The sequence below is a fragment of the Mycobacterium sp. E2479 genome, assembly GCF_001667925.1.
Classification (GTDB): domain Bacteria; phylum Actinomycetota; class Actinomycetes; order Mycobacteriales; family Mycobacteriaceae; genus Mycobacterium.
The window spans coordinates 72,833-91,566 of the sequence record NZ_LZJR01000059.1 but is presented as its reverse complement, the minus strand read 5'-3'; the positions used below and the strand labels follow the sequence as shown (position 1 = coordinate 91,566).

Annotated in this window: 21 protein-coding genes and 1 tRNA gene; 12 read left to right on the top strand and 10 right to left on the bottom strand. The window is 66.2% G+C overall.

The annotated features are described in order from the left end of the window. The first annotated feature begins 11 nt into the window (after positions 1 to 11). Positions 12 to 1,892: an alkyl/aryl-sulfatase gene (locus tag A5686_RS07260; RefSeq protein WP_197520503.1), complete on the top strand. Its 1,881-nt coding sequence runs from the start codon at positions 12 to 14 to the stop codon at positions 1,890 to 1,892. A gap of 11 nt (positions 1,893 to 1,903) precedes the next feature. On the opposite strand, the gene A5686_RS07255 is transcribed toward A5686_RS07260, so the two are convergent. From A5686_RS07255 to A5686_RS07230, 6 genes are all read right to left on the bottom strand, one after another. Continuing rightward, positions 1,904 to 2,872, bottom strand: coding sequence for an NADPH:quinone oxidoreductase family protein (locus tag A5686_RS07255; RefSeq protein WP_067932544.1), 969 nt, complete (start codon positions 2,870 to 2,872; stop codon positions 1,904 to 1,906). After that, positions 2,872 to 3,495 (bottom strand): TetR/AcrR family transcriptional regulator, encoded by a 624-nt coding sequence (locus A5686_RS07250; RefSeq protein WP_067932542.1) that lies wholly within the window; start codon positions 3,493 to 3,495, stop codon positions 2,872 to 2,874. Before A5686_RS07250 ends, A5686_RS07255 begins: the two co-directional genes overlap by 1 nt. Then, positions 3,476 to 4,759 carry an acyl-CoA dehydrogenase family protein gene (locus A5686_RS07245; RefSeq protein ID WP_067932539.1) on the bottom strand — a complete coding sequence of 428 codons (1,284 nt, stop codon included), beginning with the start codon at positions 4,757 to 4,759 and terminating at the stop codon, positions 3,476 to 3,478. Before A5686_RS07245 ends, A5686_RS07250 begins: the two co-directional genes overlap by 20 nt. 175 nt (positions 4,760 to 4,934) lie before the next feature. Further along, positions 4,935 to 5,699, bottom strand: coding sequence for an SDR family NAD(P)-dependent oxidoreductase (locus A5686_RS07240; protein ID WP_067932537.1), 765 nt, complete (start codon positions 5,697 to 5,699; stop codon positions 4,935 to 4,937). A gap of 1 nt (position 5,700) precedes the next feature. Beyond that, a complete protein-coding gene (locus A5686_RS07235) occupies positions 5,701 to 6,744 on the bottom strand; it encodes a phosphotransferase family protein (RefSeq protein ID WP_231986312.1) in 1,044 nt (347 codons plus the stop codon). A gap of 84 nt (positions 6,745 to 6,828) precedes the next feature. Beyond that, positions 6,829 to 7,500 (bottom strand): class I SAM-dependent methyltransferase, encoded by a 672-nt coding sequence (locus A5686_RS07230; RefSeq protein WP_067932532.1) that lies wholly within the window; start codon positions 7,498 to 7,500, stop codon positions 6,829 to 6,831. Positions 7,501 to 7,643: 143 nt separating this feature from the next. Between A5686_RS07230 and A5686_RS07225 the strand changes: the two genes are divergently transcribed. Together A5686_RS07225 and A5686_RS07220 are read left to right on the top strand one after the other, a co-directional pair. Next, entirely contained in the window at positions 7,644 to 8,282 is a 639-nt protein-coding gene (locus tag A5686_RS07225) for a histidine phosphatase family protein (RefSeq protein ID WP_067932530.1), read from the top strand. Between the two features lie 63 nt (positions 8,283 to 8,345). Continuing rightward, entirely contained in the window at positions 8,346 to 9,392 is a 1,047-nt protein-coding gene (locus A5686_RS07220; RefSeq protein ID WP_067932528.1) for a phosphotransferase family protein, read from the top strand. On the opposite strand, the gene A5686_RS07215 is transcribed toward A5686_RS07220, so the two are convergent. Next, positions 9,389 to 9,739: a lipopolysaccharide assembly LapA domain-containing protein gene (locus A5686_RS07215; RefSeq protein ID WP_067932526.1), complete on the bottom strand. Its 351-nt coding sequence runs from the start codon at positions 9,737 to 9,739 to the stop codon at positions 9,389 to 9,391. The genes A5686_RS07220 and A5686_RS07215 overlap by 4 nt on opposite strands. 98 nt (positions 9,740 to 9,837) lie before the next feature. Here A5686_RS07215 and A5686_RS07210 point away from each other — a divergent pair, with 98 nt between their 5' ends. From A5686_RS07210 to A5686_RS07190, 5 genes are read left to right on the top strand one after another with little or no spacing between them, the layout of a single operon-like run. Continuing rightward, positions 9,838 to 10,785, top strand: coding sequence for an ABC transporter substrate-binding protein (locus A5686_RS07210; RefSeq protein ID WP_067932525.1), 948 nt, complete (start codon positions 9,838 to 9,840; stop codon positions 10,783 to 10,785). A 1-nt stretch (position 10,786) separates the two neighbouring features. Next, positions 10,787 to 11,899 carry an ABC transporter ATP-binding protein gene (locus tag A5686_RS07205; RefSeq protein WP_067932523.1) on the top strand — a complete coding sequence of 371 codons (1,113 nt, stop codon included), beginning with the start codon at positions 10,787 to 10,789 and terminating at the stop codon, positions 11,897 to 11,899. A 3-nt stretch (positions 11,900 to 11,902) separates the two neighbouring features. Further along, positions 11,903 to 12,589 (top strand): ABC transporter permease, encoded by a 687-nt coding sequence (locus tag A5686_RS07200; RefSeq protein WP_067932521.1) that lies wholly within the window; start codon positions 11,903 to 11,905, stop codon positions 12,587 to 12,589. Beyond that, entirely contained in the window at positions 12,586 to 13,302 is a 717-nt protein-coding gene (locus A5686_RS07195) for an ABC transporter permease (protein ID WP_067932518.1), read from the top strand. Before A5686_RS07200 ends, A5686_RS07195 begins: the two co-directional genes overlap by 4 nt. After that, entirely contained in the window at positions 13,303 to 13,902 is a 600-nt protein-coding gene (locus tag A5686_RS07190; RefSeq protein WP_067932517.1) for a putative glycolipid-binding domain-containing protein, read from the top strand. Here the strand turns inward: A5686_RS07190 and A5686_RS07185 are convergent. Continuing rightward, entirely contained in the window at positions 13,865 to 14,809 is a 945-nt protein-coding gene (locus A5686_RS07185; protein ID WP_197520507.1) for a prephenate dehydrogenase, read from the bottom strand. The genes A5686_RS07190 and A5686_RS07185 overlap by 38 nt on opposite strands. Before the next feature lie 129 nt (positions 14,810 to 14,938). Between A5686_RS07185 and A5686_RS07180 the strand changes: the two genes are divergently transcribed. The 3 genes from A5686_RS07180 to A5686_RS07170 all read left to right on the top strand — a co-directional run bounded on the left by A5686_RS07180 (position 14,939) and on the right by A5686_RS07170 (position 16,143). Beyond that, positions 14,939 to 15,460, top strand: coding sequence for a tRNA adenosine deaminase-associated protein (locus tag A5686_RS07180; RefSeq protein WP_067932513.1), 522 nt, complete (start codon positions 14,939 to 14,941; stop codon positions 15,458 to 15,460). 105 nt (positions 15,461 to 15,565) lie between these two features. Next, positions 15,566 to 16,024 (top strand): nucleoside deaminase, encoded by a 459-nt coding sequence (locus A5686_RS07175; protein WP_067932511.1) that lies wholly within the window; start codon positions 15,566 to 15,568, stop codon positions 16,022 to 16,024. Positions 16,025 to 16,053: 29 nt separating this feature from the next. Beyond that, positions 16,054 to 16,143: transfer RNA gene (locus A5686_RS07170), tRNA-Ser, on the top strand. 14 nt (positions 16,144 to 16,157) lie between these two features. On the opposite strand, the gene A5686_RS07165 is transcribed toward A5686_RS07170, so the two are convergent. Together A5686_RS07165 and A5686_RS07160 are read right to left on the bottom strand one after the other, a co-directional pair. After that, entirely contained in the window at positions 16,158 to 16,445 is a 288-nt protein-coding gene (locus A5686_RS07165) for a hypothetical protein (protein WP_067932509.1), read from the bottom strand. A 92-nt stretch (positions 16,446 to 16,537) separates the two neighbouring features. Next, positions 16,538 to 17,725 carry a hypothetical protein gene (locus tag A5686_RS07160; protein WP_156749984.1) on the bottom strand — a complete coding sequence of 396 codons (1,188 nt, stop codon included), beginning with the start codon at positions 17,723 to 17,725 and terminating at the stop codon, positions 16,538 to 16,540. A gap of 222 nt (positions 17,726 to 17,947) precedes the next feature. Between A5686_RS07160 and A5686_RS07155 the strand changes: the two genes are divergently transcribed. Then, on the top strand, positions 17,948 to 18,298 hold the full coding sequence (locus A5686_RS07155) for a hypothetical protein (protein WP_156749983.1): 351 nt from the start codon (positions 17,948 to 17,950) through the stop codon (positions 18,296 to 18,298). Positions 18,299 to 18,734 lie beyond the last annotated feature (436 nt).

Sequence of the window (18,734 nt, the reverse complement as noted above, 5' to 3'; positions counted from 1 at the left end):
ATGGCAAAGTATTGGCGATGCAACACAAACCCCCCACCGCAGTCATCGAATCGGCCCATCGCGGCCACGTTCTGCCTTTTCATGACGAGACGGATTTCGCCGACGCCGACCGGGGATTCATTGCCGCGGAGTCGCCGTGCGTGATCACGGCGGCCGACGGGCGGGTGGTGTGGGACAACGACGCCTACTCGTTCTTGGCTGGTCCGGCTCCGACGTCGGTTCACCCCAGCCTCTGGCGACAGTCGACGTTAGCGGCCAAGCAAGGTCTTTACGAAGTGGTTCCCGGCATCTACCAGGTTCGCGGCTTCGACATCTCGAACATCACCTTCGTGGAATCCGACAACGGCATCATCGTCATAGATCCTTTGGTGTCCACGGAAGTGGCGGCCGCGGCGCTCGCGCTGTATCGCACCCACCGAGGTGGCGAGCGCCCCGTCGTTGCGGTGATCTACACCCACAGCCACGTCGACCATTTCGGTGGAGTCTTGGGTGTTACTTCGCAGGCGGATGTGGACACCGGCGCGGTGGCCGTCCTGGCGCCGGAGGGATTCATCGAGCACGCGGTGCAGGAAAACGTCTACGCCGGGCCGGCAATGACACGCCGCGCGACCTACATGTACGGCGCTTTGCTGGCGCGCGGACCGATGGATCAGGTCGGCTGCGGGCTGGGCCAGGCGCCATCCACCGGCGAGGTCGCCGTCATCGTGCCGACCATCGACGTCCGCACCACCGGTGAGACACACACCATCGACGGGGTCGGGATCGAATTCCAAATGGCGCCGGGCACCGAGGCACCCGCCGAAATGCATTTCTATTTCCCACGTTTCCGCGCCTTGTGTATGGCTGAGAACGCTACGCACAACCTGCATAATCTGCTGACCCTGCGCGGCGCGCTGGTGCGTGACCCGCACGCCTGGTCCGGTTACCTGACCGAAGCGATAGACACTTTTGCCGATCGCACCGATGTCGTGTTCGCCTCCCATCACTGGCCGACCTGGGGACGGCACCGCATCGTCGAATTCCTGTCGCTGCAGCGCGACATGTATGCGTATCTGCACGACCAGACGCTGCGATTGCTCAACCAGGGTCACACCGGCGTCGAAATAGCCGAAATGTTCCAGATGCCGCCGGCCCTCGAGCAGGCGTGGCACACGCACGGCTACTACGGGTCGGTGAGCCATAACGTCAAGGCGATTTATCAGCGTTATATGGGTTGGTTCGACGGCAACCCGGGCCGCCTGTGGCCCCATCCGCCCGAGGCGCTGGCGCCCCGGTATGTGGAGGCGATGGGTGGAATCAGCCGCGTCGTCGACCTCGCCAGGGCGGCCTTCGACTCCGGGGACTTTCGTTGGGCCGCAACGTTGCTGGACCATGCGATCTTCACCGATTCCGAGCACACGGCTGCACGCGCGTTGTATTCCGACACTCTCGAGCAGCTGGCCTACGGGGCCGAAAACGCGACCTGGCGCAACTTCTTCTTGAGCGGGGCGGCCGAACTGCGCGACGGCAACTTCGGCACCGCGGGCCAAGTTGCCTCGCCCACGATGATGTGCCAGCTGGCGCCGGAGCAGATCTTCGACGGTCTGGCGATTCGGGTCAACGGCCCGCGCAGCTGGGATCTGGACATCGCCATCGACATCAGCTTCGCCGATACCGCCGCCAACTATCGGCTCACCCTGCGCAACGGGGTGCTCGTGCACCGCAAGGTCGCGCCAGATCCTTCGACGGCGGCCGTTACGGTCGTATTGGACAACAAGATTCGTTTCTTTGCCGTGGCGATGGGCGATTTCAACTCACCCGGCCTGGAGCTCTCCGGCGATCAGGCTGCGCTGCAAGACCTGCTGCGTGTGCTGGACGGACCGGACCCGAATTTCAACATCGTCACGCCGTGAGACCCAGACTGTTACGCGACGTCGATCACCACCTTCCCCAGCACCTTGCGGTCGGCCACATGCCGTAAAGCCGCCGCCGTCTCGCAGAGGGGGAATCGCGCGCCGATGTAGGGCCGCACCGTGCCGTCGGCGAACATCAGAGCCAATTCCTTCAGATCGCGGACGGCATCGTCGGGGTGGTCGGTCATGAAGGTGCGAATCTCCATGCCCCGCACGCAGATGTCCTTGAGGAGAACGAGATTGAGGGGGATCGCGGGGATGGTACCGGCCGCGTAGCCCAACGTGACAAAGGTGCCGCCACGCGCGAGTCCGCGCAGTGCCGGCTCCGAATACGAGCCGCCCACCGGGTCCAGCACCACACGGGCGCTGTCACCGGTGAGTTCACGGATCCGCGTTTTCAGATCCTCGCGGTCGTAGTCCACGGTCGCCTCGGCCCCGCGTTGCCGACACAACTCGAGCTTCTCCCCGCTCGACGCCGCTGCAAGCACCCGGGCCCCCAGCGCGGCCGCGAGGTCGACCGCGGCCAGACCCACGCCGCCCGCAGCCCCGAGCACGACCACCCAATCTCCCTGTCCGACACCGGCCGTCGAGCGCAGCGCGTGATAGGCGGTGCGGTAGGTGACGCCGAACGCGGCGGCCGAGGCGAAGTCGGCGTCGTCGGGCACGAGCTCGGCCTGACTCCCGTCGAGCAGCGCCTGTTCGGCGAACGCCCCGAATGTGGTGCCGGAGACCCGCTGCCCGGGGCGAAACGACACGCCGTCACCCGCGGCGATGACCTCGCCGGCAATCTCATTGCCGGGGATGAACGGCGGCGGAATTTTCACCTGGTACTTGCCGGCGATGAAGAGCACGTCGGGGAAGTTGACCGCGGCCGCGCGGACCCGCACCAGCAGTTGGCCAGGAGCCACAACGGGATCGGGCACGTCGTCTATCACCAGGTCCTCCGGTGCGCCATAAGAACGACAGATCACCGCGCGCATCAACCGACCCCCAGTCCACGTAAACAGAAATGCGCTAGGTGTGCGATGTCGTCAGGACCGGGCTGCTCGGCCGAGCCGACATAGCGGCGCATGGTCGACGTGGTGCAGCTGAACACCGCCTCGACATCGCGTTCGACGTCGCTACTGCCCAGCGCCGCAACGGGTTCAACGAGAAGCTGACGAAGCGGCCGCATCAACGCCTGGTCGGCCGCGCGCCAACTGGCACCGGCCGACATCTGGCCGGCCGCCGCTCGGGTCATGCTGATCAGGTGCGGGTCGGCAACCTGCGCCAGAGTGCCCTCGATCCACCGCACGACCTTGGCGCGCGGCTCGGATTCCTTGGCCATCTGATGCTCGAGGTAGGAAACCACGATGGCCACCCCGCGCTCCATGACGGCCAGGATCAAATCGTCCTTACCGGCGAAGTAACGATAGAACGCTTTGTTCGACGAACCCGCCTCGGCGACGATATCGCTGACCCGAGGTGGTTCCGGCGCGACCCGTTCCATGACGCGCACCGCGGCGGCCAGGATGCGTTCCACTTCTTCGGTGGCCTCCCGCTGGCGGTCGTCCAGCGCGCGCTCGACGGCGGCGGCCACCCGGTTAGAGGTCAACGAGCTCACCGTATTTCGCACGTGCGGCCGCCCGCCGCACGTCGAGCATCTCGCTCGGCCAGTCACCTTCCTCGGCCTCGTAACCCTTCAGCAGCATCCGGGCCAGGTTCACCTTGTGTGCCTCGGTCGGCCCGTCCGCCAGACCCAGCGCAATGCCGCCCAGCAGCACGTTGACCAGTGGTAGCTGGTCGGTCAGCCCCAGCGCGCCATGCACCTGAATGGCACGCAGCGCAATCGATTTGAGCACTTGGGAGGCCAGGATCTTGCAGGCCGCGATCTCGGCTCGGGCGGCGCGTTCCTTGCCGTTGTCGATCAGCCATGCGGCGTGCAACACCGTCAGCCGGAATGGGATCAGCTCGGTGTAGGAGTCGGCGACGAACTCCTGCACCAGTTGTTTGTCGGCCAGCAGACTGCCCTGGGTGAAGCGGCTTTTCGCCCGGCGCGACATGATCTCGACGGCGCGCTGCGCCATCCCGATGGATCGCATCGCGTGATGCAGCCGCCCCCCGGCTAGTCGGGTCTGCAATATCAAAAAGCCCTGGCCGGGGTCGCCGAGCAGCGCGTCGGCGGGCACTCGGACGTCGTTGTAATGCACCAGCGAATGGCCCGGCTCGTGTGGGTCGGCCCCGACCAGATGGTGGTTGGCTTCCAGAGCCAGCCCCTCGGCGCCGGCCGGGATCAGGAAGGTCGAAGCGCCGGTATGGACCGGTACGTCGGGATCGGTGATCGCGACGACGATGAAGAACGACGCGACGGAGGCGTTGGAGGAGAAGTACTTTCGTCCGGTAATGACCCACTCGTCGCCGTCACGGACGGCGCGGGTGGTGAAGACCCTCGGGTCCGCGCCTCCCTGCGGCTCGGTCATCGAGAAGCACGAGAAGATCTCCCCGGACAGCAGCCCAGCCAGATAGCGATCCTTCTGCTCCTGGGTTCCGAAGCGGGCGATGATCTCGGCGTTGCCGGTGTCAGGCGCTTGCGTCCCGAAGACGATCGGTGCCCACGGGCTGCGACCCAGAATCTCGTTGATCAAGGTCAGCTTGACCGCGCCGAATCCCTGCCCGCCCAACTCCGGCCCAAGATGCGGTGCCCACAAACCCTTGTCGCGCACCTGCTGCTTGAGTGGGTCGACAATGCGGCGCCGCTCGTCGTTCAGCGGCAGAAACTCGCAGCCCGGAAACAGCACCTCGAGCGGTTCCACCTCATCGCGAACGAACACGCGGATCCACTCGAGCTTCTCCTCGAACTCGGGCTCGGTAGAAAAATCCCAGGACATTCGAACACTCCTTTCATTGGTGGCGACCCGCTGCGCCCGGCTGCGGGTCGCTTGCGATCGCCACTGGACCGATGGTGGCGACCCGCTGCGCCCGGCTGCGCCGCGCTTGCGATCGCCACTGGACCGATGGTGGCGACCCGCTGCGCCCGGCTGCGCCGCGCTTGCGATCGCCACGTCAGGGGATTCCGCCGTCGGCCCGCAGGATCGAGCCGGTGGTGAAGCTGGACGCATCGGACGCCAAGAACAGTGCTGCGCCCACGATTTCACGCGGGTCGCCAGCGCGCTGCAACGAAAGGTGCTTGAACGGTTTCTGTTCGGCCGACCCGAGATTCCACGCCTTGCTCACGTCGGTGAGGAACGGCCCGGCCATCAGCGTGTTGACCCGCACCGCTGGGCCGAACGCCTTCGCCAATGCTTCGGTCATGGCGTTGAGACCGGCCTTGGACGCGGCGTAGGGGATGATGTCGGGCGTCGGCCGAAGTGAGCCGGCCGTACTCACGTTGATGATCGAACCCCGGCCGGCTGCCACCATGCGCTCACCCACCAACGCCGACAACCGGAATGGGCCCTTGAGGTTGAGGTTGACCACGGCGTCGAACAGCTTCTCGGTCACATCGGTGAGCTTGTCGTACAACGGGGACATGCCCGCGTTGTTGATCAGTGTGTCGACCTTGCCGAAACGTTCGTAGGTCGCCTCGACCAGGCCGTCGAGCTGATCCCAGCGTCCCACGTGCACCTGATAAGCCATCGCGGAACGGCCGGTCTCGGCCTCGATCTCTTTGGCGGTTGAGACGCAGTTGTCCATGTTGCGGCTCGCGACCACGACGTCCGCACCGCAGTGGGCCGCGCCGAACGCCATCTCGCGCCCCAGCCCGCGGCTGCCACCGGTGATCAGGATGACCCGGTCGGTGAGGTCGAAAAGTCTGTCGGCGTAACCCATTTCAGGACCCCTCGTTAGACCGGGCGAGTTCGGCCGCCGTGGCGATGAGCTGCAGAATCATCGGACCGAACGCGTCGGTGATCTTGGGGTCGACGTTCCCGGTGCGCACCCCGGCCGCATAGGTCTTTTCCAGCACGATGCCCAGCTTCCAGTTGGCCAGCACCAGGTAGTAGTCGATGTTCTCGGTCGGCAACCCGCTGACGGTCTCGTAGTGCTCCAACAGCTCGCTGCGCGTAGGCATGCCGCGCATGTCGAGATAAAAGCCGTCCTCGCGCGGCTTTTCACCGTCGTAGCCCAGTAGGCACCATGCCAGGTCGAGCAGCGGATCGCCGACGGTGGTCATCTCCCAGTCCACGATCGCGGCCAAACGTGCCGGGCTGCCGTGCGCGAACATCACGTTGGCGAACTGGTAGTCGCCGTGCATGATGCCCGCCCGGTAATGGGCGGGACGGTTGCGGCGCAGCCAGTCCGATGCGACGTCCAGACCCGGCAACTCGCGGACCCGGTAGGCGTCCAAAAACGCCAGCCAGCGATCGACCTGCCGCTCGTGGAATCCGTCGGGGCGGCCGAAGCCTTCGAGTCCTTGCTTGGGCCAATCCACGCGGCCCAACTTGGCCGCGCCGTCGACCAATTGGAAGGCCAGGCCGCGCCGGGCGTCGAAGTCGGTGTCGAACGGGGGTTGCCACCCGCCGTCCATCGGGCTCCAGCCGTCGATCGCCTGCATGACGTAAAACGGCATCCCGAGCACGGCGCCGGTTTCATCGGCCGCGATCAGCGCCGCGTGCGGGACGTCGGTGCCGGACAGCGCCCGAACCAGGCGAATCTCTCGCAGCAACCCGTCGATGCGGGCGGCGTCGGCCCGGGCGCCGGGCATTCGCAACACCATCCGCACGGGGGCTTCCGACGGGCCGCGCTCGATCAGGTAAAGGGTGTTCTGCGAACCTCCCGTCAGCTCGGTCAGCCGCGGCCCTTCTCCATCCCCCGGCGCGCCATTGGCATCCAGCCATCGGGCGAGCACGCCCGCGTCCAGTCCCGAGTCGGCCACGCTTGTCACCGTCCAACCATCACTGCACACCCCAATCTCAGGATGGAGAATAGCATTCTCCATGCTCGCCGCGGCCACTGCGGCTCAGTCCGGCTTGTGCGCGGCCAATAGAAATCCGGGTGCCATGAAGTGGCCCTCGTCATCGTGCTCCAGGTGCGAAAGCGGACCGTCCGGCGATCCGAATGTGTCGTCTGTGCCGTACACCTTCGCGGGGCGAACGTCGTCAACCCGCCAGAGCGTCGCGACGGCATCGTGCAATTCGGTTTCGGTGAAGCCGGGCGGGCCAGGCCGGTCCGAATGGGCGTCGTCGAGTGCCCCGGCGGCGAAGGCCAGGATGTACAGCGAGGCGCCGGGGGCCGCGGCGCGGAAGATGGATTGCACATAGTCCTGGCGCCGGTCGGTCGGCAGCGCATGGAACAGCCCGCTGTCCAGGATGGTGGAGAAGCGGCCGTCATAGCCGCCGAAGGTGGTGACGTCGGCCTGGGCGAAGGTCGCCGTGGTGAGCCCTTGCTCGGCGGCCGCGGCGGTGGCCGCGGCAATCGCGGTCGCGCTCGCATCCAGGCCGACGACGGTGTGGCCGAGTGCGGCAAGCGTCAGCGAGAGCGCGGCGTGGCCGCAGCCGGAGTCCAGCACCTCGCTGCGCACCTTGCCTTGGTCGATGAGCTGCGCCAGCGCCGGCTGGGGCCGGCCGATGCTCCACGGCGGCGGAACGGCTTGCCGGTAGGCGGCGTCCCAATCCCGGTCCGGTTCGGTCATCCGTCCTCCTTGCCACTGGAGCGCATTGAGTTGGGTACAGCGATGCTTGGGTACAGCGATGTCATTGTGCACGCCGTGAACGACGGAGAGCGGGCGATGAGAGACTTCGGACCGGCATAACGTTCGATAAGACGGGAAGACATATGCAAGTGCTTCTGGTCCGGCACGCGCTGCCGCTGCGCAGCGAGCACGGTCAAGGTTCCGACCCGGACCTGTCGGACGAAGGGTTGGCCCAGATCCAACGACTACCTAAGGCGCTCGCCAGGTTTCCCATTTCGCGCGTGGTGAGCAGTCCGCAGCGGCGGGCCATCCAGACCGCCGAACCGGTCGCGGCGAATCGCGGCCTGACCGTCGAGATCGACGACCGTTTCGCCGAGTACGACCGCGACCTGCCGGTGTACATCCCCGTCGAGCAGATCCGCGCGGAGATGCCCGAAGAGTGGGCGCGACTGGCTCAGGGGCATCTGCCGAGCGCGGTCGACGAGGATGCTTTCCTTGCCCGGGTGCGCGCCGCGGTCGACGACCTCGTGGCCACCGCCGACCCCGACGACACCGTCGCGGTGTTCAGCCACGGCGGGGTCATCAACGTCCTCCTGCACGAGATTCTGGGTACCGCGCGACTGCTGTCCTTTCCCGTCGACTACGCGTCGGTCACCCGGCTGTTGTTCTCCCGGTCCGGTCAAGCGACGGTCGCCGCGGTCAACACCACCGAACACGTCTGGGACCTGTTGCCGCGGAACCAAAGGATGCTCGACGAGGACGCGAGCCGCGGCGCGGGCTGAGCGCAAGACCGGCACATCGCAGGTGGTGCACCGGGTCGGGGTCGGCGATGGTAGACAAGTTCGGTGACTTCAGCTGACCAACTCGAGGGGCTCGACCTGGCCTCGTTGGACTCCTACCTGCGTTCACTCGGGATCGGGCGCGACGGCGAGTTACGCGCGGACTTCATCTCGGGTGGCCGCTCCAATCTGACGTTCCGTGTCTACGACGACAGCACCAGTTGGCTGGTGCGGCGACCGCCGCTGCATGGGTTGACCCCGTCCGCGCACGACATGGCCCGCGAGTATCGCGTCGTTGCCGCGCTGCAGGACACGCCGGTTCCGGTGGCGCGCACGATCGCGCTCTGCGAGGACGATTCGGTGCTCGGCGCCCCCTTCCAGATCGTCGACTTCGTCGCCGGGCAGGTGGTGCGCCGTCGCGCTCAACTCGAATCGTTCAGCCACACCGTCATTGGGGGCTGCGTTGACTCGTTGATCCGGGTGCTTGTCGACCTACACAACGTCGATCCCAATGCCGTCGGTCTGGCCGATTTCGGCAAGCCCAGCGGTTATCTGGAGCGTCAGGTGCGGCGATGGGGCTCGCAATGGTCGCTGGTGCGGTTGCCCGAAGATCGGCGCGATGCCGACGTAGAACGCCTGCATTCCGGTCTGAGCGAGGCTATTCCGCAGCAGAGCCGCACGTCGATCGTGCACGGCGACTACCGGATCGACAACACGATCCTGGATGCCGAGGATCCGACGAAGGTTCGTGCCGTCGTCGACTGGGAGCTCTCCACGCTGGGCGATCCGCTATCCGACGCGGCCCTCATGTGCGTATATCGCGACCCGGCGCTGGATTTGATCGTCAACGCGCAAGCCGCTTGGACATCGCCGTTGTTGCCGACGGCGGACGAACTGGCCGACCGGTACTCGTTGGCGGCCGGTACACCGTTGGCGCATTGGGAGTTCTATATGGCGTTGGCCTACTTCAAGCTCGCCATCATCGCCGCGGGCATCGACTTCCGCCGGCGGATGTCGGATCAAGCCCGCGGCATGGACTCCGACCACGCACCAGAGGTGGTGGCGCCGCTGATCTCCAGGGGTTTGGCCGAACTGGCCAAGCTGCCCGGCTAGCGCGCGGCGGCCGCGTGTTGCCTTTTCGCCGCGCGACGCAGCTGCAAGATCCGCGCGGTTCCGACCGCCACCGTGATCAACCCGCCGACCACGGCCGCCAGTAAGATCGCGACGCCCTTGGGCTGGCTCCAGTGCCAGCCCAAGAACTGAAAGTCCGTCGGTGTCGTGTTCTGGGTGATGAAGATCAGCAACAGGATCAGGATCACGAAGCCGGCGATCAGCGAGGACCACAAGGCACCGGCGCGGGTGAACCCGATGGCCGGTTCTTTGGCGGGTGCGCCGGTCTTGGCCGCAGGGGTGGGCTCGGGGGGCGGCTGCCCGGGCGAGGCAGGGGTTTGGCTGCTCATAATGCCATCTTTGCCCTATCCGACGCAGATTGAAACCGATTCGGGCAACCGTTCTCACGTGCCCCCGCCCGCGAGGTTCGGGAGTTAGGGTCGGCGGTATGAGGACACTCCCGCGCCCGCGGGGCGCGATCGCGCGCGCGGCAGCGTTTGCGATCGCGATGTCCGTCGTTGCGGCGTGCAGCAATTCCGATCCGCTGGGAGCGCAGGTTCGCAGTCCCAACTCCATTGTCATTGGTTCCGGTGACTTCCCCGAATCGCAGATCATCGCCGAAATCTACGCACAAGCGTTGCAGGCCAATGGTTTCGAAGTGGGCAAGCGAATGGGTATCGGTAGCCGGGAGACGTATATTCCTGCGCTCAAAGACCATTCCATTGACCTGGTGCCGGAGTACATCGGCAATCTGCTGCTCTATGTCTGGCCGCAGTCCAACGCCACCACCTTGGCGGCCGTCGAGCGGGAGCTCGACCAGCGCCTGCCCGCTGACCTGTCGATTCTGACGCCCGCCCCGGCCACCGACACCGATACGGTCAGCGTGACTGGGCAAACTGCGAACTCCTGGAACCTGAAGGCGATCGCCGATTTGGCTCCCCATTCGGCGGACGTGCGATTCGGGGCGCCTTCGGCCTTCGCGACACGGCCTGCGGGCCTGCCGGGGCTGCGGCAGAAGTATGGACTCGACATCAGGCCGGGCAACTTCGTCGCCATCGACGACGGCGGAGGTGCGGTAACCGTGCGCGCGCTGACGGAGGGAAGGGTGAATGCCGCCAATATCTTCACCACATCACCGGCCATACCGCAGAATCATTTGGTGGTCCTCGACGACCCCGAGCACAATTTCGTAGCTGGAAACATTGTGCCACTACTTAATTCGGAAAAGCGATCCGATCGTCTGAAGGTGGTGCTGGACGCGGTCTCAGCGAAGCTGACGACTTCCGGTGTCGCCGGACTCAACGCCGCGGTGTCGGGAAACTCGGGCATCGACCCCGACGATGCGGCGCGAAACTGGGTACAGGTCAACGGCTTCGACCATCCGATCGGAGGATGACTTGATCATCTTCGACAACGTCAGCAAGGCCTTCGCCGACGGCACCACCGCGGTGAACCAGCTCAGCCTGAGCATCCCCAACGGCAAGCTGACGGTATTCGTCGGGTCCTCCGGCAGCGGTAAGACCACCGCACTGCGCATGATCAACCGGATGATGGAGCCCACCTCGGGCACCATCTCGATCGACGGCGTCGATGTTTGTACCCGCGACCCGGTAAAGCTGCGCCTCGGCATCGGATACGTCATCCAGCACGCCGGACTGATGCCCCACCAACGCGTAATCGACAACGTGGCAACGGTTCCAGTTTTACGAGGGCAGCCACGCCGGGCCGCTCGCAAAGCCGCCTACGCGGTGCTCGAACGGGTGGGGTTGGACGCCAAACTCGCGACCCGCTACCCCGCGCAGCTCTCCGGCGGAGAGCAACAACGGGTCGGCGTGGCGCGCGCGCTTGCCGCCGACCCCCCGATCCTGTTGATGGACGAGCCGTTCTCCGCCGTCGATCCGGTGGTACGCCACGACCTACAGGACGAAATACTGAGTCTGCAAAGCGAAATGCACAAGACCATCGTCTTCGTCACTCATGACATCGATGAGGCGCTGCGGCTCGGCGAACGGGTGGCGGTGTTCAAGGGCGGTTCGTTGCAGCAGTACGACGAACCCGGGCGGCTGCTGTCGCGGCCGGCCAATGATTTCGTGTCGAGGTTCATCGGCCTGGGCCGCGGTTATCGATGGTTGCAACTGCTCGACGCGGCTGGTCTGCCGCTGCACGACGTCGAACGGATCACTGCCGAGAAGTTGTCAGAGGCAGAGCTTTCCGACGGCTGGGCGGTCGTCATCGACGATGCCGGTGCGCCCCTCGGCTGGATCGACGAGGCGGGACTGCGTCGGTACGGCGAGAATCTGTCGTTGTCCGAAACCATGAGCGGGGTCGGATCGCTGTTTCGACCGCGAGGCAATCTCAGCCAGGCGCTGGACGCGGCGCTGTCGTCTCCGTCGGGGATCGGCGTGGCCGTTGACGACGGCGGCAAGGTGATCGGCGGTGTGCTTGCCGCCGACGTGTTGACCGCCGTCCAGGCCCAACGACTGGGTTCACCGGAACCTCAAGGGACTTAGCCGATGCGCTATCTGCTGACCCATCTCGATGACGCCCGGGCGCTGACCGTCCTACATCTGTGGCTGTCGTTGATACCGGTGCTGATCGGGCTCACGATCGCGCTGCCGCTGGGCATGCTGGTGCAGCGCACGCGAATCGCCCGCCGGCTGACGACGGCGGCCGCCAGCGTCGTGTTCACCATTCCCTCGCTGGCGCTGTTCGTGGTGTTGCCGATGCTGATCGGAACCCGCATCCTCGACGAAGCCAACGTCATGGTGGCGTTGACGGCTTACACCGCCGCGCTACTGGTGCGGGCGGTGCTCGAGGCGCTGGACGCCGTGCCTGCCCAGGTACGTGACGCCGCTACCGCGGTCGGCTACTCGCCGATCACGCGAATGTTGAAAGTCGAACTGCCACTGTCTATTCCGGTGCTCATCGCCGGTTTGCGGGTGGTCGTGGTCACCAATATCGCGATGGTTTCGGTCGGTTCGGTGATCGGCATCGGCGGCCTGGGCAGCTGGTTCACCCAGGGTTACCAAACCAACAAGAGCGATCAGATTCTGGCCGGCATCATCGCGCTGTTTCTGCTGGCGGTGGTCATCGACGTGCTCATCGTGCTGGCCGGCCGGCTGGCCACGCCGTGGGCACACGCCACCCGCGCCACCGGCCGCCGCTCGGTCGTGGCACCCGTGGTGGGTGGCGCACGGTGAACTTCGTCGAGGCGGCGATCTCCTATGTGCTGACCGTCGACAACTGGACCGGCCCGGTTGGACTCGCGGCCCGCGTCCTCGAGCATCTCGAGTACACCGCCCTGGCGGTGGGTGCCTCGGCGCTGATCGCGATTCCCGTCGGGCTGATCATCGGGCACACCGGCCGCGGCACGCTGCTGGTGGTCGGCGCCGTCAACGGCTTGCGTTCTCTGCCGACGTTGGGCGTGTTGCTGTTCGGGACGCTGCAGTTCGGGCTGGGCCTGGGTCCGTCGCTGGTGGCGCTGATGCTGCTGGGTGTGCCGGCGTTGCTGGCCGGCACCTATGCCGGGGTTGCCAATGTCGAGCCGACGGTGGTCGACGCCGCCCGGGCGATGGGTATGACCGAGGCCCAAGTGTTGATGCGCGTCGAAGTGCCGAACGCCTTGCCGTTGATCCTGGGTGGACTGCGTAACGCGACGTTGCAGGTGGTTGCCACCGCGACGGTGGCCGCCTACGCCAGCCTTGGTGGTCTGGGCAGATACCTGATCGACGGGATCAAAGAACGCGAGTTTCATCTCGCCCTGGTCGGCGCGCTGATGGTGGCCGGGTTGGCGCTGGTGCTCGACGGACTGCTGGCGCTGGCGGTGTGGGCTTCGGTGCCGGGGACCGGGCGGCTGCGCCGAACATACCGGGCACTTCCGCAGCGGTTGGCGGGCACGTCTTACGGTAGATGAGTGAACGCAGCCCCCTCTGAACCGTCGCGCCGCGTGTGGCAGGCGATGCTCACCTGGCGCGCACAGGATGCACCCCGGATGGAATCGGTACGACTCCAGGTGTCCGGCAACAGAATCAAGGCCAACGGCCGCATCATTGCCGCCGCAACCGAGGCCCATCCGGCGTTCGGCGCCTATTACGATCTGCTGACCGATGAGACCGGCGCCACCAAGCGGCTGGGCATGACCGTGACCCTGGCCGAGCGGGAACGCGTGTTCTCCTTCGCCCGCGACGAAGAGAACATGTGGCTGGTCACCGATCATCAGGGCGAGCACCGCGCGGCCTACAACGGTGCGCTCGACGTCGACGTGGAGTTCAGCCCGTTCTTCAATGCGCTGCCCATCCGGCGGCTCGGGTTATACGAGCGGGCGGCCTCGGTCACGCTGCCGGTGGTCTATGTGAACGTGCCGGACATGTCGATCACCGCGGATACCGTGAGCTACAGCAGCACCGGCAGTCTGGACGAGATCAAGTTGCACTCGCCGATCTCCGATACCACGGTCAGCGTCGACGATGAGGGATTCATCGTCGACTATCCAGGCTTGGCAGAGCGGATCTGATCACCCCGCCGGCCCGGCCCGCCGCGGCCAGTTCCTGACGCCAGTCCTCCGCGCCGATGACAACGTGGAAGATGTCGCTGCGCGGAAAGCTGTCGTACCGCGTGCGGGCGGCATGGCCGGCCTCGATGAGGTCGGCGACCGAGTTGTGGGAAGCCAACGATTCGCGGGCACGGTTCAGCAACTCGATGGCGCGATCAACGGTGGGCGCCAATTGGTCGGAGTTGCCTTCGCACATCGCCCGGACCAGGTCTGGGGCGGTGCCCGCCACCCGGGTTCCGTCCCGGAATGACCCCGCTGCCAATGCGAATGCCAACGGGACATCTCCAGCCACGATCGCCAGCGCCTCCGCGAGCAGGTGGGGCAGGTGCGAGATGGCCGCCGCGGCGGCGTCGTGTTCGTCGGACCTGGCCGGCACGACCACTGCGCCGCAGTCCAGCGCCAACGTCATCACCATCGACCAGACCGAGGCATCGACATGATCGTCGACGCTGACCACCCATGGGGCTCCGGTGAACAATCCGGCGTAGCCGGCGGTCCATCCCGAATGCGCCGTGCCCGCCATCGGGTGGCCCCCGACGAAGCGCTCCTGCAGACCTGCCGCGACCACCTGATCGAGCACCGCTTGCTTGACGCTGGTGACGTCGGTCAGCGGACACGCCGGAGCCGTCTCTTTGATGTGGGCGAGCATGCCCGCCATCGCCGGCATCGGCACGGCCAGCACGATCAACGCCTCGGAGTCGGCGGCGCGAGACAGGGTCGCGATCAGATCGGTGTCCGCGTCGAATCCATCGGCGGTAGCGGCCTGCGCGCCCTCGACCGAGCGGTTGTAGCCGAATACTTCACGGCCGGCCGCCGTGGCGGCCCGCATAATCGAGCCACCGATCAGCCCCAGCCCGAGCACACACACCGGTGTCTTAGAACGAGGGCTTGCCACACTCCAAGGTTGGCACATTCGGCCGGGAATGGCGCCGTCAGACCTCGCGGCTACCAGGCGCCATCTGGTCAGAGGCCTGGTCAGGGACTACCGTAAGCGGCCATGGGAGCACAACGGGCCTCCGCCCAGCGCCTGTCCGCCGACACGCCGGACGGTTTCGGCGTTGCGGTGGTGCGTGAGGAGGGGCAGTGGCGGTGTGCTCCGATGGCCCGGAAGGCGCTGTTGAGTTTGTCGGCCGCGGAAACGGAGCTGCGTGAATTGCGCAGTTCCGGGGCGGTGTTCGGCCTGCTGGACGTGGACGACGAATTCTTCGTCATCGTGCGGCCGGCTCCGTCGGGGACACGGTTGTTGCTCTCCGATGCCACCGCCGCGCTGGACTACGACATCGCCGCGGAAGTGCTCGACAAGCTGGACGCCGACATCGATCCAGAGGATCTCGAGGACTCAGACCCTTTCGAAGAGGGCGACTTAGGGCTGTTATCCGACGTCGGGCTGCCCGAGGCGGTGCTTGGGGTAATCCTCGACGAGACCGATCTGTACGCCGACGAACAGTTGGGCCGGATTGCCCGTGAGATGGGCTTCGCCGATGAGTTGTCGGCGGTGATCGACCGCCTCGGTCGGTGATCGCAAGCGCGGCGGTGGCGATCGCAAGCGCGGCCGAGCCGGGCGCAGCGGGTCGCCACGAATGACCGAGCCGGGCGCGGCGGGTCGCCGCCATCAGGACCATCGGTGACCAGCGACGAGGACCTGATCCGCTCCGCATTGTCGGTTGCCGCGACGGCGGGTCCGCGTGACGTGCCGATCGGGGCGGTGGTGATTGGCGCCGACGGAACGGAACTGGCCCGCGCGGTCAATGCCCGCGAGGCATGCGGAGACCCGACTGCCCACGCCGAGATTTTGGCGCTGCGTGCCGCGGCCGAGGCGCTCGGGGACGGGTGGCGGCTGGAAGGCGCCACGCTCGCGGTCACGGTCGAGCCGTGCACCATGTGCGCGGGCGCGCTCGTGCTGTCCCGCATCGCGCGGCTGGTATTCGGTGCCTGGGAGCCCAAGACGGGAGCGGTCGGGTCGTTGTGGGACGTGGTCCGCGATCGGCGGCTCAATCACCGCCCGGAGGTGCGCGGTGGTGTGCTGGCGCAGGAGTGTGCCGCGCCGCTGGAGGCCTTCTTCGCCCGCCAGCGATTGGGGTGACCGGCCCTCGGTTGGGTAAGCTGCTCGGCGGTGGCGTGTCCGAGCGGCCTAAGGAGCACGCCTCGAAAGCGTGTGACGGCTAAAACCGTCCGAGGGTTCAAATCCCTCCGCCACCGCCATACTTGATTCGCCATCACAAGTCACGGACTTCTGGGCAAAGATCGGTCAGTGCGCGCGACCTCCGGTCCAGCGATACCCGGCAGGTCGATGCTTTCGTGACCAGCGCGCCGGTAATCGCAGACCGCCGACCGTCCGCGAGCAGCACGGCGTCGCTCTTACCCAGACCCGGTGCCATCTCTTCAACTTGGGTCAGGTAGCTAGCTTGGCCTTGGCCGCCCTCGCCCTGGTTGGGGTCTGCGTGGGCCGGGACGGCGCTCAAAACCGCGTCCATTACAGCGACGGCTGTGATCAGGGTTCTCATGGACGCCTTCACCGATCGTCGTTGGATCCATGTAGTGCCAGCCGCTCGGCGTGTTGGCCGTCAGTAGCTGTGTCCTTTCTACGAGCTTGCAGTCAGCTCGCCGGGGGCCGCCGCCAGTTGGCCGTTTCGCTCCACGCGCGACCGGTGCGGTCGGCGTCGGCGCCGTCATACATCCAATTGGTGGGCGGTATCGGATCGAAGGTTTCCGTCGGCGCATTCGCGGTGGCCGCATACCCATGTGCGCCGCGTGGATGCTTCCACACCCAGGCTGCGATCCCGCTCAGGGCGGCCAGCACAGCAGCTAGTCCGCAGATAATCCACGGGACGAGGTTGCGGTGGCTGGCGGCCAGGGGAGTCACCTGCGTATTGACGTACTGCTTGCCGTCGTTCCACGGACTGACACCCGGCAGGGGTTGGGTCTGCTGCACCTTCACCTGCGGCGGCCCGCCATCAGGCGCCGGAGTGACTTGGCCGCGGGCCAGGGTCGAATCGTTGATAGTGAATACGTCGCGCTGGCCTTGCGGCAGGCTGTCATCGTGACCGACCATCGTGACTCGGTCCACCAACGCTGTCTGGCCATCGGCGTTGACGAAGTCGACCGGGACACTGTCGTACACGACCGGTTGATACGGTGCCCAGTCGTCGGGCGGCGGGCCGACCCACCCGTCAGGCGGGATAAACGCCCCGCCAATGAAGGTGGCCGCGGAGATGACGTCCCCGGCGACCACAGTGATTGGGTACACGCCGGCGATCGCGGCGTCGAGTACAACGTTTCCACCCACCGGTACCACGACGGTGCGGTAGTCGCCACCGTAGAAGTATCTGAACGACATCTCGCTGGCCGTCGGGTTGAAGAAGCGGGGCCGGTGATATTCGTCGTAGTCGATGTAATCCCAGTGCCGCGGTCGGACGAATGACTCGTCATGGTCGACGTTAACCCGAATCGCGTGCTCGGTTCGGTCACGAAAGTCGACTCGCACGGGTGGCGGCGACATAGCATCGACCTTATTCGGCGGTGCGGTGCGAGCCGCCTCGACCGCTTCATGCGACGACGCCTCCACGCCTGGCGGGCTGGCCGCGATCGGTACTTGCTGCGTCCCGCCGTTGCGGTTTATCACCGTGGTTTGCTGACCGGGCTCGGAGTGCGCTGGTCGCGGCGCGTTATGCGGTCCTAGCGGCTCCGGCGAACCGCTGGGCATGGTCTGCCCGCCGACGCGGGGTAGGGGGCCGTCAGTCTGTGTGCCGGGACCGGTGTGTCCTGGCACCGGCCCGTCGGGCACGGTTACATCCGTGTGCGGGTCAGTCGAACCACCGCCGCGCGGCGGCATCGGCCCGTCGGTTTGGAAGCCAGAATCGGTGTGCTGTCCTGGTATCGCATCAGTCGGACCACCAGCGTGCGGCTCGCTGTTCGGGCCGCTGGGTTGCTTCTGTTGAGGTGCGTGTGCGGGGGGCGCGGGTTCCTGCAATTGCGGGTCGGGCTTGTTCACGGGTGCAGGTTCCTGATGCTGCGGCGGGTCCGGTTTGTGCACGGGTGGTGCAGGTTCTTCCTGCGGCTGCTGCTGCACGGACGGCTGCTGCACGGGCGGCGCTGGCGCTTCCTCAACAGGAGCGGGAGCGGGGTGCTGCACGGGCGGCTGATGCACGGGCGGCGCTGGCGCTTCCTCAACAGGAGCCGGAGCGGGGTGCTGCACGGGCGGTGGCGCCTGTACTGGTGGCGGTTGAACGGGTTGCTGCGGACGCGGGAACAGACCGCCGCCGGACGGCCCACCGCCGCCGAAGGAGCCACCGCCAAGCCCGCCACCGCTCGACCCGTGGCCGGGTTGCGGAGGATTCGGTGCTTGCGTGTGAGGTGACGCGATTGCAATGCCGCTGGCGGGGAGGGTTGCCGCCGCGACCGCGGCCAACGCCCCGACAGCGCGGGTCAGTTTATTCATCAGTCGTCTAGTGTCTTTTCCGATTGAGCGGGGGCGTAGCCGCACACCCGAATCGGCAGCGACGAGACTTTCGAGCCGAGCCTACTGCGAATACCGTTGGCTGTACGCCGTTTTGACAAATGAGACAGATGAGACCAATGGGGTGGAGCAGTCCAGCGACCATCTTCCGAAACCAGGGACAGGCTGTTCGTGAAACAAACGGCGAGGCCCAAACAACCCCCAGCGCTTACCCCTACGGCTGTAGCTGCAGGAACACAACCCCAGCTCAAGCGGCGATTGGAGCGTCTACCGACGGCGCACCACGTCGCGCCGTAGGGGTTCCGGTTAAAAACCGGCGCGGTGGTGACCTACGTAG

What these genes read in the sequence shown, in the direction of transcription:
- A5686_RS07255 (WP_067932544.1), bottom strand. Translation starts at nt 2,872, where the DNA reads ATGCGCGCGGTGATCTGTCGTTCTTATGGCGCACCGGAGGACCTGGTG.
- A5686_RS07245 (WP_067932539.1), bottom strand. Translation starts at nt 4,759, where the DNA reads ATGTCCTGGGATTTTTCTACCGAGCCCGAGTTCGAGGAGAAGCTCGAG.
- A5686_RS07240 (WP_067932537.1), bottom strand. Translation starts at nt 5,699, where the DNA reads ATGGGTTACGCCGACAGACTTTTCGACCTCACCGACCGGGTCATCCTG.
- A5686_RS07230 (WP_067932532.1), bottom strand. Translation starts at nt 7,500, where the DNA reads ATGACCGAACCGGACCGGGATTGGGACGCCGCCTACCGGCAAGCCGTT.
- A5686_RS07225 (WP_067932530.1), top strand. Translation starts at nt 7,644, where the DNA reads ATGCAAGTGCTTCTGGTCCGGCACGCGCTGCCGCTGCGCAGCGAGCAC.
- A5686_RS07215 (WP_067932526.1), bottom strand. Translation starts at nt 9,739, where the DNA reads ATGAGCAGCCAAACCCCTGCCTCGCCCGGGCAGCCGCCCCCCGAGCCC.
- A5686_RS07210 (WP_067932525.1), top strand. Translation starts at nt 9,838, where the DNA reads ATGAGGACACTCCCGCGCCCGCGGGGCGCGATCGCGCGCGCGGCAGCG.
- A5686_RS07200 (WP_067932521.1), top strand. Translation starts at nt 11,903, where the DNA reads ATGCGCTATCTGCTGACCCATCTCGATGACGCCCGGGCGCTGACCGTC.
- A5686_RS07180 (WP_067932513.1), top strand. Translation starts at nt 14,939, where the DNA reads ATGGGAGCACAACGGGCCTCCGCCCAGCGCCTGTCCGCCGACACGCCG.
- A5686_RS07165 (WP_067932509.1), bottom strand. Translation starts at nt 16,445, where the DNA reads ATGAGAACCCTGATCACAGCCGTCGCTGTAATGGACGCGGTTTTGAGC.
- A5686_RS07155 (WP_156749983.1), top strand. Translation starts at nt 17,948, where the DNA reads ATGCTGCGGCGGGTCCGGTTTGTGCACGGGTGGTGCAGGTTCTTCCTG.